Raw genomic sequence first — 13,391 nt, 5'->3', positions numbered from 1 at the left:
CCATGGCAGGCGGTAGTAAAGAAATACGAGCCAAAATTGGTTCCGTAACAAATACCAAAAAAATCACCAAAGCCATGGAAATGGTGGCGGCTTCCAAAATGCGTAAAGCGCAAGCGCGCATGGAAGCTACCCGCCCATATGTCGAAAAAGTGAAGAGAGTAATTGATCATGTTTCAAGTGCTCACCCTGAATATAAGCATCCTTATACTCAGGTTAGAGAGTCCGTGAAACGTGTTGCATTGATTATGGTTTCTTCTGATCGAGGCTTATGTGGTGGTTTAAATTCAAACTTATTCCGCAAAGCATTGCCATTACTTAAAAAGTGGCAGGAACAAGGTGTACAAGTTGAACTTGCATTGGTTGGTAGCAAAGCACAAACATTCTTCAAAAGCTACGGCGGGAATGTAGTTGCAACCGTAACTGACCTAGGTGATACACCTCATATTGAAGATTTAGTGGGAACTATCAAAGTTGTTCTAGATCGTTTTGACGCAGGCGAAGTAGATGAAGTTCATCTTGCTTCAAATGAGTTCGTTAATACGATGACACAAGATCCAACAATTAAGCAGCTTGTTCCTCTGCAATCTGATGAAAAAGCAAGCGAAACGCATTGGGATTATTTATATGAGCCTGATGCTAAAACAGCATTGAATCTTTTAATGCGTCGCTATGTTGAAAGTACCGTTTATGGTGCTGTTGTTGAAAACGCAGCCTGTGAGCAAGGTGCTCGAATGATTGCAATGAAGAATGCGACAGATAATGCAGGTGAGATGATTAAAGAGCTTAAACTGTCTTATAACAAGGCACGACAAGCAGCAATCACAGCCGAACTTTCTGAAATTGTGGCTGGTTCATCAGCTGTTTAAGTTTGAAGTATTTCAATAAAAGGTTAAAGATTATGAATGGAAAAATAGTACAAATCATCGGCCCGGTAATCGACGTCGAGTTTAAAGGTGCTGATTTACCAAAAATCTATGACGCGTTAAAAGTTGATGAACTGGATCTTACTTTAGAAGTTCAACAACAAGTCGGTGATAACGTTGTACGTGCAATCGCAATGGGTTCATCTGACGGTTTAAAACGTGGCATGGCTGTTTCTAACACGGGCGAAGCGATTTCGGTTCCGGTTGGTAAACCAACACTTGGTCGTATCTTTGATGTTCTAGGGAACCCGATTGATAATGCGGGTCCTGTAGAATCAGAAGAGAAAATGACAATTCACCGTCCTGCTCCAGCATTTGATGAGCTAGCAGCTTCTCAAGAACTACTGGAAACAGGGGTTAAAGTTATCGATCTTATCTGTCCATTCGCTAAGGGTGGTAAAGTTGGTCTATTCGGTGGTGCCGGTGTTGGTAAAACCGTAAACATGATGGAATTGATCCGTAACATCGCGATTGAGCACTCTGGTTACTCAGTATTTGCTGGTGTAGGTGAGCGTACTCGTGAAGGGAACGATTTCTATTATGAAATGGAAGAGTCTGGAGTATTGGATAAAGTTGCTCTAGTTTATGGTCAGATGAATGAGCCACCAGGTAACCGTCTACGTGTTGCTTTGACTGGTCTAACAATGGCTGAGTACTTCCGTGACGAAGGTCGTGATATCCTATTCTTCGTAGATAACATCTACCGTTATACTCTTGCCGGTACAGAAGTATCAGCATTGTTGGGTCGTATGCCATCTGCGGTAGGTTATCAGCCAACTTTGTCTCAAGAAATGGGACAGATTCAAGAGCGTATCACGTCAACTAAAACTGGTTCGATCACTTCGATTCAGGCAGTATACGTTCCGGCAGATGACTTGACAGATCCAGCACCAGCAACAACATTTGCTCACTTGGATGCGACAGTTGTATTGAACCGTTCGATCGCTGAAACAGGTATTTACCCTGCAATCGATCCTCTGGATTCAACATCACGTCAATTAGATCCTCTTGTCGTTGGTTCTGAACACTATGAGACTGCTCGTGGCGTTCAAGAAACATTACAGCGTTATAAAGAGTTGAAAGATATCATCGCTATCCTTGGGATGGACGAGTTATCTGAAGAAGATCGTTCATTGGTTGCCCGTGCACGTAAAATGCAACGTTTCTTCTCTCAACCATATTTCGTAGCAAAAGTTTTCACAGGTGAAGACGGACGTTATGTCCCATTAAAAGAAACTCTTCGTGGTTTCAAAATGATTATTTCAGGTGAACTTGATGATATTCCAGAGCAAGCATTTATGTATGCCGGTGATATCGATGAAGTGCTTGAAAAAGCTAAGAAATATAAGGATTAATTGATTATGGCAGTCTCAATGCAAGTCGATATTGTAAGTGCTGAAGGATCTTTGTTCTCTGGTAAAGCGGATATGGTCTTTGCACAGGCTGCCGATGGTGAAGTCGGCATCCTGCCAAAACATACCCAGTTGTTAACGCAGTTAAAGCCTGGTCAAGTACGAGTTGTCAGTGGTGATGAAGAAGATAACTTCTTTATCAACAGTGGTGTGCTAGAAGTTCAACCAAGTGTTGTCACCATTCTAGCGGACACGGCAATTCGTGCAGAAGATCTGGATCAAGCTGCGGCTGAAGAAGCGAAACGTCGTGCTGAAGATGCGATGCAGCAAGCCAAAACCGATACGGATATTGCGCGTGCTCAAATCGAATTGGCAGAAGCCGTTGCGCAAATTCAGACGATTACTAAGTTACGTGATCGTTTACACAAGACAGGATTGTCTTAAATCAATTTTTCTATTAAAGAAAAGCACCTTCGGGTGCTTTTTTTTTAGAACCGCTGGCAAAATTATTTTATACAATAAGATAACTTTGTTAGCTGTTTTAAAGGTTTTCTAGGAGCCCTACATGTCTTTAAAAGTCATTATTTTAGCTGCAGGAAAGGGTACGCGTATGCGCTCTAACTTGCCTAAAGTGTTACAACCGTTGGCGCAGAAGCCTTTATTGTCTCACGTCATTACGACGGCTCAAAAATTAACCAATGAACCGATTATCACCGTTATTGGGCATGGCGCCAACCAAGTCGTTGAAACCATCGGTCAGGAAGGGATTTGTTATGCTGAGCAATTAGAACAGTTGGGTACAGGGCATGCTGTGGTTCAGGGGAATGCACATTATGATGATAACGATACAGTTTTAATTCTTTATGGTGATGTGCCGTTAACACAGCAAAATACCTTAACGGATTTATTGAATTTGGTAGATGAGACCCACCCATTAGCATTGTTGACGATTAATTTAGACAACCCGAGTGGTTATGGTCGCATTGTTCGCAACCAACATCATCTTGTGCAAGCCATCGTAGAAGAAAAAGATGCGTCATTTGAACAAAAAGCCATTCAGGAAGTGAATACCGGCATCATGGCTGTTAAAGGTCATTATCTGAAAAAATGGTTAGGCCAGCTCTCAAATAGTAATGCACAAGGTGAGTATTACCTGACGGATATTATCGAGATGTGTGTTCAGGATGGATTTGAAGTGCATACCACGCAACCTGCGTCTGAAATAGAAGTGCTAGGTGTCAATAATAAATCTCAGCTCCAATCTTTAGAAAGACAATATCAAACTTTATTAGCGGAAGACTTGATGGAAAAGGGCGTGACATTATTAGACGCCTCACGTCTGGATATTCGAGGAGAATTGACAGTTGGACAGGATGTCACCATTGATGCGAATGTCATCTTTGAAGGCTCTGTCATTTTAGAAGACCATGTATCCATTGGACCGAACTGCGTAATTAAAAACGCAGTCATTCAATCAGGCACCCAAGTTAAGTCTTTTTCTCATATAGAAGATGCACAGATTGGTCAGAGGTGTGAAATTGGCCCTTATGCCCGTCTTCGACCAGGGACTGAATTGAGTTCAGAAGTGAAAATTGGTAATTTTGTTGAAACCAAAAAAGCCCAAATCGGTTCAAGCTCTAAAGTGAATCACCTCTCTTATATTGGCGACACGAAAATGGGAGCTGGAGTGAATATTGGCGCGGGTACGATCACCTGCAATTACGATGGTGTGAATAAGCACCAGACCGTGATTGGCGATAATGTGTTTATTGGTTCAGATTCACAATTGGTTGCTCCTGTGACAATTGAATCAGATGCCACAATCGGTGCTGGGTCGACCATTACCAAAAATGCACCAGCAGATACACTTACATTATCACGAAGCAAACAGTTGACTATCAAAGGTTGGCAGAAACCGACAAAACAGTAAATATCAGCCAGGCCTGGTTGTTTTTAGCATTAACAAACTACTCACTAAAAGAGGTCAGTATGATTTATCTGACAATTTCTCCTTCACAAGCAGAGCCATTTCAAAAACAAATGCAGCACCATGAATGGGAAATGGTGTCTCAAGAAGGTGGACAAAGCCAGTTTATCGGTTGGGCTTATGTAATGCATTGGCAGAAACAAGTGGATGATAAGATGGCGAAAGTCTGGTTACATTACTCCGATAATCAAGGTCAGTTGGAAGCGTACCTTGAGATGAATCCAGCTGCCAAGCCTTTGATTGACTCTGTCGTAGCTGAGATAACGGACGAATGATCCACAAACAGCAATTGCAAGCCTATCTTCAACTGACCCGCATCGATCGCCCAGTTGGTATTTACTTGGTATTGTGGCCAGCTTTATGGGCGTTGTGGTTGGCTGCAGACGGTATGCCGCCACTTTCTATTTTGATTATCTTTATACTGGGCGCCGTCATTATGCGTTCAGCTGGGTGTGTCATTAATGATTATGCCGATCGTCATTTTGATGGTTATGTCGCCCGAACGTGTGCTCGACCACTGGCGACAGGACAGTTAACGGAACGACAAGCGCTAAGATTTTTTTTCATGCTCTGCTTGCTAGCCTTTGGGCTGGTTTTGTTTTTGAATCCTTTTACAATCCTATTATCACTCGGTGCGGTGGGGTTGGCGATTCTCTATCCTTTTATGAAGCGCCATACGTTTTGGCCACAGGCTTTTTTAGGAGCTGCGTTTGCATGGGCCATTCCGATGGCATTTGCCGCCATCCAAAATCAAGTGCCTTGGCAGGCCTGGGTAATTTTCGGAGTGACGTTAGTCTGGGCGCTGGTGTACGATACGGCATATGCCGTTGCGGATAAAGAAGATGATGTAAAGCTGGGAATTAAATCGACAGCGATTTTATTTGGTGATCGCGTTCAAGAAATCATCGGTTTGTTTCAGGCGATTATGCTGTTGGGGTTTCTTTGGATCGGTGATTTGTTTGGGTTGTCATGGCCTTATTATGGCTCGGTTTTGATTGCGGCAGGGTTCTTTGTTTATCATCAATATCTATTGAGTTTTGACCAGCCACAAAAAGCCTTTAAAGCGTTCTTAAATAATCACTGGGTCGGTCTGGTGATTTTGATTGGGATTATGCTCGATACGTTGTAATGGTTCATTGTTCGTATTGAAATGGTTTAATGTATCCAATGCTTAATTCAGTTCTTCTTGTAGAGTGATACGGAATCCCTTAATATAAGAAAAGCCCTTTCTGAATAAGTAGAATTAAGAATAAAATGCGCTTATTTAAGCAAGGTTTTGATGAGAAAGCTGGGGCATACTTTTGCAAACGATGATCAAGACTCTTCCATGGATAATGCTGTGTTTATTACAGCCTTCTTTGCTACTCGCCCAGACGCCTCAGCCTTCTTCGGACGATTCTTCTAAATCGCTTGAAGAACCTTCCCAAAAAAATCCTTCATCAGAATCAACTTCCCAGCCGGACGAAAAAGATTATTTTTTGGAAGATCATAAAGGCCCGCTCATTAATTCCACTTTAAATTATCTCGACAGTGTGCACTCATGGTTAGGAGGGTATGTTGATGACTTAGGAGAAGAAGCCGACGATTTTTTCGGAACCGATGATTCCTTTGATCGCACAAGAGGTAGTCGATTGGATATTATGTTTCCAATTCGGTTTCATGCGGATGGGGGGATCGATACGCAAGTAAAATTTCGTGCGAAGGTGGTCTTGCCACGTACTAATAAACGCTGGCATTTAATGGTTTCTTCGGCCGAGGATACCTTGCAAGAGTTAGCCAATGATGAGCAGGGTAGCTCATCCAGTGCGATTAATAATAACACCTCAGCGACCTCAACCAATCAAGATGGTACGACCGCCGTTGGGTTTCGTTTTTTGCTAGAGACAAAAGACTTTACCGAGTCGTATTTTGATTTTGGATTGAACTTCCGCAATATTGTTGAGCCAGATCCTTATGTTAGGGTGAAAGGAAGTTATAAATGGCAATTGACGAAGAAATGGTACAGTCGAATGTACCAGGATTTATTTTGGGAAAATTACGATGGGGTCGGACTGAACTCTCGTCAAATATTTGATTACCAGGTTAATAACCGTTATTTGTGGCGCTCTGAAACGAATGGGACTTGGTGGGATAAAGATCAGTACTATGATTTATCTCACAACTTTATTTTCTATGACCGTGTCAATGTGCATCGTGGGTTGGCTTACCATTTAGGGTGGAACTGGAATACGCAAACGCCTGGGTTTCATCTTTCCGCCTATCATACCGGTGTTAACTGGCGAGAACGCATTTATAAAAAATGGTTATTTTTTGAAATAGAACCACGAGTGGATTTCAGAGAAGATACGAATTTTCAGACAGCTGATCCCAGTATTTTATTGATGTTGGAAGCGCAGTTTTATGATGACAGTAAGCAGGTGAGGTAAAAAACCCTGCTATAAAACATTTATAGCAGGTAATTCACTTTAGAAAAGCAACGAAAAATAATGTAATGATGAACATTACAGATTTTTACCGATGCGGATATTAAACATACCCGCATCGGCAAAGAAGGTTATAAAAAGTAGGGTCGGTTTAGAAAACAACAGAAAGTTGAAGGGCTAAACGATTATCCAGGCTTTTTAAAATATCATGTACCGGTGCACCTGATGGCGCTTTGGGTGCTTTGATATCCCGAATTTCATAGTTCGCTCTGATAACAGTCTTTTTATTAACAAAATACTGTGCCCCGAGCGTTGTGGTTCTGAACTCACGATATTTGTCAGCATTCGTACCTGTTGCAGAGTCTTTTTCAGTCGCGCTGTCCAAGGCATCATAACGCAGGTTAAGCTCTAGTTTTGGAATGATGCGATAGCCAAAGTCTAAGTAGTAACCATCGGCTTTTTGGTCAGTGAAGACATTAAATGTTCCGCCATTAGCCGGTGTTCTTCCCCCTGTTGTTCCACCAAAAATCATCCCGTCGGCTTGTACATATTCGGCGGCGAAACGGTATTTACTGTTTAAGAAGGTAGTCCCTAACCCTGAACGTGTGCGGTTTTTCTCGACACCATTATCGATGGTGCGCTTACCATCCTGATTCCAAACATAGAATTTCAACCCGTTTTTGCGGCCTTTTTTACCACCTTTGATGTCCATTTCGGTTGAAAGATAAAGGTAGGTATCTCGAGCTTCATTATTATCGATTCGGCCAATGCCGTTACCATTCCCAACCATTACGGCATAACTGGTGTCCCAGCCTTTGTATTTAAAGGAGTCAAATACCTCAATCCCTTGGTCACGGAAAGCACCAACCGGCCCGTTTCTTGACGAATTTCCTGTCGATTTATCAAAGTGGCGTTCCAGTAATAAACGGTCCGTCATATTGGTGAAATTGATATAGTTAAAGACCGCGACGCCCTGAAACCCTTCTTCTGAGCCCGGTGTCTTAAATTGACCGACTCGAACACGAGCGCCAGGGATATGGTTTAAAGTCACACTTGCGTCTGTTAATTGACCTTGTGAAGCATTTTGTCCCGTGGTAATCCCATTATTTCCAAATTCCGCTAAGAAAAAATAATTAACTTTGTTATCAAGTGGTAAATTTGCACCGCGCACACCGATACGAGCACGGCGAATATTAAAGCTGCTGGCAGTACTATTCTGAGGCTTGATTTGGTTAAAGGCTGCGCTTTCTCCTTTTCCTGGACCAGCCTTGAGCTTGGTATTATCTGTTTGTTGATATTCTGCTTGAATAAAGCCCCATACTTTTGCACGAGCTGCTTGGTGGTCTGCTTCCGTTCCTTGTAGCATTAACCAGTTAGCTGCTTGGGCAGGTGTTGTCATGGTTGCTGCAATGATTGCAGCAGGAAGTAATTTGACTAAAAATTGTTTTTTCATAAGCCTCTTCTCTAATATATTTTAAGTGTTTATGCGTTAGTATCGTATTAAAGCTAAAAAGTTACGGTCTTAAATAGACAAAACCTTGCTGCTGTAAATGAGCCAGTTCCGCCACACCACTCGGCACGACATCTTTATTGCCCACATCATATAAATCATGCTTGATATCTACTTTGCGTCCCTTAACGGTATTGGCACAAACATTGAAGTGAACGCCCTGCATTTTCAAGCTGTCGACTTTTTGTTGCATTGCCGTTGTTGAATTGGCAGCTTTAAACTTCGGTACGTTTTTCAAAGCATCAGGTTTTAAGAGCAACGAAAGTCCATTTCCATGCAGTACGACTCGGACATCAAGATTGTCCGCACCGACGGCATTGATATGGTTTTGAATGTTACGTAATGTGCCAGACTGCTTTTTCGCATTATCATAATTAATGTGGTACACCACTTTTTGATGACCATAGCTGTGGTTGTCAGCCTGTGCTGCTTGAGTGATGCCAAAAAAGCTGATGAAGCCGATTAAACTGGAGATCAATAGGTTTTTCGTTTTCATGTTTCAATCCTTCTCTATTTTTGAAAATAGTTTTTATTATGGTTTTAATGTTTTGTAGCCGGCTTCATTAAGCTGAATAATGCGAGCGGCTCCGGCTGGAACAATATCAATCCCTTCAATTAATTTAGGTTTCTTGCCCAAAATTTTTGCAAAGTTTGTCAAAGTGTTTTCGCAAGCACTGAAGCGGACGCCGGTGGCCATAAGTGCCTTAATGCGCGGCGTGTTGACATTGCCTTCCAGCATCAAGCGGACACCCGGTCCAAAAGCGACAATTTCCAAGTCCATATTGGTTGAACCGTAGTACTTAACCAGGTTTCCCGCTACATTCAAGACCAGCGTTTGTTTGAAAGGGTTGGGGTCACTGATTTGCATAACAATTTTATGTTCAGCAAAAGTGTCAGGTAAAGGCGGTTCTTGTGCAGCCAGCACGTTTAAAGAAACGAGCATGGACATCATCCAGCTAAAAATAAATAAGTTGGTTTTTTTATTAATCACGATTTAATTCCTCCGGTTTCGTGAGTCTTTAATAAGTACTCACCCCTAGTAACGTAAAAACCTTCCACTTTATTCCGACTGGTTGAGATGGTTATTTCTATGGGTAAATAACCGAATCTTATTTAATGAAATGGTTATATTCTTATTGATATAAATCAAGCTTGTCTTTGACGTGACTTTTATCTATGATGAAAAAAAGGGAATTTTTTTATGATTGGTAATTGGGTCAAATTAAAAACAAATCAGGTAAAGCTAAATGCGGTGCTGGAATCGCATTATGCTAATTTGTATCGTATCGCTTACGCTTGGAGTCAGGATGAATCGCTTGCCCAAGATTTGGTGCAGGAGACGATGCTAAAGTCTTTACAAAAAGCGGATCAGATCACCAGCTTTGAAAATATAGATCGTTGGCTGTGTAAGATTATGCATAACCTTTTTTATGATAACTGTCGACAAAATGCACGCTGGCAACCGGTAAATGTAGATGAGTGTGATGAACAGTTACGAACAGAGTCAATCGAAACACTTTATATTCAAAAACTAACAATTCGAAATATACATGCCGCCATTGGTAGTCTGCCGATTAACCAGAGAGAAGCGATTGTGTTAGTCGATTTGCAAGGGTATTCTTATCAGGAAGTTGCAGAGATTGCTGAAGTGCCCGTCGGAACGGTGATGAGCCGATTGTCACGAGGCCGTGAAAAGCTCAAAAAACTGGTCACGAGTGAAAAGTATATTCCAAATTATGCAAACAATGTCGTTGACCTGAAAAAGAGTAATTCAAAATGAATCACAGTCAAAGAGCTGCTCATCCAGATATTCATGCCTACATTGATGGTGAATTGACCGGAGTAGAGCGTGCCGAGTTTGAAAGAATTCTGCAGCAAGATAAAGCACTGCAAGACGAAGTGTGCGAGTTAAGAAAAATTAAGCAACAAATGCTGGAGCATTATCAAAAAGTGCCCGTGCCGAAAATACCTAAGTCACCATCTAGATCTTTTAATTCAAGCTGGGCTGTAGCGGCCTCTTTTGTTGCGGCTTTTGGGCTTGGATTTTTTGCTTCGTCCGATTCATTATTAGGCCCATCGCATGAGTCTAAGGTCCTATCGATAGCGCAAAACGCTCCCCAAAAGTTATTGTTGCATATTGATTCTAACCGACCTGAAAGAACGCAGGCATTACTGCAGAAAACCAGTGCGTTATTGCAGGCTCAGTCAACGGATTCGGGAATGCCTAAAATGCAGATTGAAATTGTGGCAAATGATCATGGTATCGAGCTTTTTGAAGAGAATAACCCAAGCCGACAAGCCATTGTGAATTTATTGGCCCAATATGATAACTTGAAGCTGATTGCTTGCCAGAAAGCGTTAAAGCGACGTGCAGATGAAGGCAAGCCTGTCTCGGTGATTAAAGGTGTGCAAACCAATACAACCGCCATTGATGAAATTGTCAATAAAATGCAAAAAGGTTGGGGGTATTACAAGTTTTAATCCGTTTAAAGCGAAGTTTCTATGAAAGCTTCTGTTAGTAAAAGTGGGTATTTGCCTTGAAAAAAGGTTGATTTGCGTGCAAAAGTGTTGCTTTGTTGAGAAGATCTCAAGTCTAGGTGTGGCCAATTCTGGGCGTGGGTTTGTGTGATTTGAAACGGTGTGCGTTTTAAGTTGGGAAGTTGGAATAAAACCTCTCCAAGGGGGCGGCTTCCCAAGTGTTTCAAGGCGTACCAAGGATTGCCTGTTTGCCAGTGTGGTATGACCGTTCTGGCATAGACAATGGGGTGTCCGTCGCACATTAAGAAGACACAGCGTATCCAAGCTTTTTGGGACAAAGGTATTTTGAGCTGACGCGCCTCTGAAATAAGAGGCTTTTCATACGTTTCAGATAAGATGTGTATCGTCATTTCAGGGCAGCCTACCCGGATTTTTGCTGTCAAAGAGCCAGGGTCTAATAACCAGTCATGCAGTTGCTTAGAGCTTTTTAAGCGGTAAATCAGTCCTGCAGGGAACCACTTAGGATCATGTTTGAGTTTAGGGTGTGCTTTGGAAGGTTTAAGCATGTTTATAATCCATTTTTTCTCCCAGCCATCTTGTATTCAGGGCGTCCGCAACGTCTATGTGCTGACTGGCTAAAATTTCAGCATAATATTTGACCTCTGGAATCATGGTTTGGTCGCGTTTTAAGTCCGCAATTCTAAAATGTAATCCTCCTGTTTGTCGAGTCCCTAATATTTCTCCTGGACCGCGAATTTTTAAGTCTTCTTCTGCAATTTTAAACCCATCATTGGACTCTCGCATAATGTTTAAGCGTGCCTTACTGGTTTCTCCCATTGGAGATTGGTAGAGTAAGACACAATGACTTTTTTTGCTGCCTCGCCCGACACGGCCGCGTAATTGATGCAGTTGGGCGAGTCCAAGACGCTCGGCATTTTCAATAATCATTAAGCTGGCGTTGGGTACATTCACGCCGACCTCAATGACGGTCGTTGCCACCAGAAGATCCAATTCATGGTTTTTGAACGCTTTCATGCGTTCCGTCTTTTCTTCCGCTTTTAGCCGACCGTGAATCAGTCCAACGCGTAAGTCGGGCCAGTGATCCATGAATTGTTGTGCCGTTACTTCGGCTGCCTGAGCATGCAGTAATTCGGATTCTTCAATTAATGGACACACCCAGTAGGCTTGAACCCCCTGTTTGCATTGCGCCTGTAAGTGTTGCATGACTTCAAACCGTTTGGTGTTATTCAAAACAGCGGTCTCAATCGGTTGCCTGCCGGGGGGAAGCTCATCAATGATGGATAAGTCCAAGTCGCCATAAGCGGTCATGGCTAAGGTTCTGGGAATGGGAGTGGCCGTCATGATGAGTTGGTGGGGGTGGCAGTCATTTTGGGTTCCCTTGTCATGTAATGCGAGCCGCTGGTGCACGCCGAAGCGATGCTGCTCGTCGATAATCACAAGACCTAAATGATCAAAGGTAACGCTGTCTTGAAAAAGTGCGTGGGTACCAATAATGACTTTGGCTTTGCCCGATTCAATTTTTTGGAGCGCTTCCCGCTTTTCAGCGGCTTTCATTCGACCGTTCAACCAAGCAACAGGAATACCCAGAGGATCAAGCCATTCAAGGAAGTGGTTCTTATGTTGCTCTGCCAGAATTTCAGTGGGTGCCATAACCGCGACTTGATACCCGGCATCGGCTACTTGCAAGGCGGCAAGAGCAGCGATAATGGTTTTTCCAGACCCAACATCTCCCTGAATCAAGCGTTGCATGGGGTGGGGCTGGTTAAAATCTTGTTGAATGTCATTTAAGACACCGCTTTGTGCGCCGGTCAGTTTGAACGGGAGGTTTTTTAATAAGCGTGAAGCCGTCTCGCTGGCCGGAATTTTAGGGGCGATTCGTTGTTTTTCGTGTTGACGTAAGAGTTGTAAGCTTAGCTGATGGGTTAACAGTTCTTCGAAAATCAAGCGTCTTTGCGCGGGGTGTTCAAACCGTTTGATTTGCAGCAAGTCGTCTTCCGGTTGCGGCTCATGTAAGGTTTGTAATGACTGGTTGATTGGCGGAAGCCCCAGTTCTTCCAGTAGGGAGTGTGGTAAGGCTTCTTCAAGCGGGTATTGTTTTAACAGCTGAAGTGTTTGTTGCATCAGTTTGAGTAACGTGGTTTGCCCTAGACCTTCGGTGACTGGATAAATAGGGGTGAGAGTCTCCTCTAAAGGCGGCGGACTTTCTGGGTTAAACAGTTGGTAGGTTGGGTGCACAATCTCTAACCCGCTTGGACCGGAGCGTACTTCACCGTAAGCACGTAATTTAAGCCCCCGTTTGAATTGCTGGGCTTGGCGATAATGAAAGTGAAAAAATCGGCAGCTAATCGGCAGGTTTGAATGGTCTATCAGTTTGACGATGAGGCTGCTGTTACGGCTTTGGGTCATATGCTGGCCGATGATTTCGCCTTCAATTAAGGCTTCTTGACCAATCAGTAATTGGCTGATGGGAGTCAGTTTGGTTTTATCTTGATAACGTAATGGCAAGTGAAAGAGCAAATCTTGAACATGAAATAGTCCTAAGCGATTCAGTTTTTCTACCAGTTTGTCACCAACGCCTTTTAAGGTCGTCAGTTTGAGTTGTGCCAGCATAACGTTTGGATCCGACTTAGTCGTAGAGTTAAAGGGAATAGAATGGCTAAAAATAGCCAGGCCTGGTCGTTTTAATGATCAATAACC

General features: G+C 42.8%; 14 protein-coding genes. 9 read left to right on the top strand and 5 right to left on the bottom strand.

Annotation, left to right across the window (positions count from 1 at the left end; translation table 11 throughout):
• Positions 1-2 precede the first annotated feature (2 nt).
• The 7 genes from atpG to GHNINEIG_RS11445 all read left to right on the top strand — a co-directional run bounded on the left by atpG (position 3) and on the right by GHNINEIG_RS11445 (position 6,688).
• Positions 3-866, top strand: coding sequence for a F0F1 ATP synthase subunit gamma (gene atpG / locus GHNINEIG_RS11475; RefSeq protein WP_135796761.1), 864 nt, complete (start codon positions 3-5; stop codon positions 864-866).
• Between the two features lie 29 nt (positions 867-895).
• A complete protein-coding gene (gene atpD / locus GHNINEIG_RS11470; protein WP_189636959.1) occupies positions 896-2,278 on the top strand; it encodes a F0F1 ATP synthase subunit beta in 1,383 nt (460 codons plus the stop codon).
• A 6-nt stretch (positions 2,279-2,284) separates the two neighbouring features.
• Complete coding sequence (locus GHNINEIG_RS11465) at positions 2,285-2,719, top strand: F0F1 ATP synthase subunit epsilon (protein ID WP_135796759.1); 435 nt, start codon at positions 2,285-2,287, stop codon at positions 2,717-2,719.
• Between the two features lie 121 nt (positions 2,720-2,840).
• Positions 2,841-4,205 carry a bifunctional UDP-N-acetylglucosamine diphosphorylase/glucosamine-1-phosphate N-acetyltransferase GlmU gene (glmU, locus tag GHNINEIG_RS11460; protein WP_135796758.1) on the top strand — a complete coding sequence of 455 codons (1,365 nt, stop codon included), beginning with the start codon at positions 2,841-2,843 and terminating at the stop codon, positions 4,203-4,205.
• 59 nt (positions 4,206-4,264) lie between these two features.
• Positions 4,265-4,537 carry a hypothetical protein gene (locus GHNINEIG_RS11455; protein WP_135796757.1) on the top strand — a complete coding sequence of 91 codons (273 nt, stop codon included), beginning with the start codon at positions 4,265-4,267 and terminating at the stop codon, positions 4,535-4,537.
• Positions 4,534-5,391, top strand: coding sequence for a 4-hydroxybenzoate octaprenyltransferase (ubiA, locus tag GHNINEIG_RS11450; RefSeq protein WP_135796756.1), 858 nt, complete (start codon positions 4,534-4,536; stop codon positions 5,389-5,391). The genes GHNINEIG_RS11455 and ubiA overlap by 4 nt, the downstream gene beginning before the upstream one ends.
• A gap of 205 nt (positions 5,392-5,596) precedes the next feature.
• On the top strand, positions 5,597-6,688 hold the full coding sequence (locus GHNINEIG_RS11445) for a hypothetical protein (RefSeq protein ID WP_135796755.1): 1,092 nt from the start codon (positions 5,597-5,599) through the stop codon (positions 6,686-6,688).
• 148 nt (positions 6,689-6,836) lie between these two features.
• Here the strand turns inward: GHNINEIG_RS11445 and GHNINEIG_RS11440 are convergent, their stop codons facing one another.
• The 3 genes from GHNINEIG_RS11440 to GHNINEIG_RS11430 form a co-directional block, all read right to left on the bottom strand.
• The gene (locus GHNINEIG_RS11440; RefSeq protein ID WP_135796754.1) at positions 6,837-8,138 is read right to left on the bottom strand and encodes a porin; all 1,302 of its coding nucleotides are present in this window, start codon (positions 8,136-8,138) and stop codon (positions 6,837-6,839) included.
• Between the two features lie 61 nt (positions 8,139-8,199).
• Positions 8,200-8,691 (bottom strand): DsrE family protein, encoded by a 492-nt coding sequence (locus GHNINEIG_RS11435; RefSeq protein WP_135796753.1) that lies wholly within the window; start codon positions 8,689-8,691, stop codon positions 8,200-8,202.
• Positions 8,692-8,727: 36 nt separating this feature from the next.
• Entirely contained in the window at positions 8,728-9,186 is a 459-nt protein-coding gene (locus GHNINEIG_RS11430) for a DsrE family protein (protein WP_135796752.1), read from the bottom strand.
• Between the two features lie 210 nt (positions 9,187-9,396).
• On the opposite strand from GHNINEIG_RS11430, the gene GHNINEIG_RS11425 reads away from it, so the two are divergent.
• Entirely contained in the window at positions 9,397-9,975 is a 579-nt protein-coding gene (locus GHNINEIG_RS11425) for an RNA polymerase sigma factor (protein ID WP_135796751.1), read from the top strand.
• Complete coding sequence (locus GHNINEIG_RS11420) at positions 9,972-10,676, top strand: hypothetical protein (RefSeq protein ID WP_135796750.1); 705 nt, start codon at positions 9,972-9,974, stop codon at positions 10,674-10,676. Before GHNINEIG_RS11425 ends, GHNINEIG_RS11420 begins: the two co-directional genes overlap by 4 nt.
• Positions 10,677-10,681: 5 nt before the next feature.
• On the opposite strand, the gene GHNINEIG_RS11415 is transcribed toward GHNINEIG_RS11420, so the two are convergent.
• Both GHNINEIG_RS11415 and recG read right to left on the bottom strand, forming a co-directional pair.
• Positions 10,682-11,239 (bottom strand): chorismate--pyruvate lyase family protein, encoded by a 558-nt coding sequence (locus GHNINEIG_RS11415; RefSeq protein WP_135796749.1) that lies wholly within the window; start codon positions 11,237-11,239, stop codon positions 10,682-10,684.
• Positions 11,232-13,304, bottom strand: coding sequence for an ATP-dependent DNA helicase RecG (gene recG / locus GHNINEIG_RS11410; RefSeq protein WP_135796748.1), 2,073 nt, complete (start codon positions 13,302-13,304; stop codon positions 11,232-11,234). Before recG ends, GHNINEIG_RS11415 begins: the two co-directional genes overlap by 8 nt.
• Positions 13,305-13,391: the final 87 nt, after the last annotated feature.

It is taken from the genome of Hydrogenovibrio crunogenus (assembly GCF_004786015.1).
Classification (GTDB): domain Bacteria; phylum Pseudomonadota; class Gammaproteobacteria; order Thiomicrospirales; family Thiomicrospiraceae; genus Hydrogenovibrio; species Hydrogenovibrio crunogenus.
Note: the sequence above shows the minus strand (reverse complement) of the source record. Positions and strands in the feature narration are given on the sequence as shown.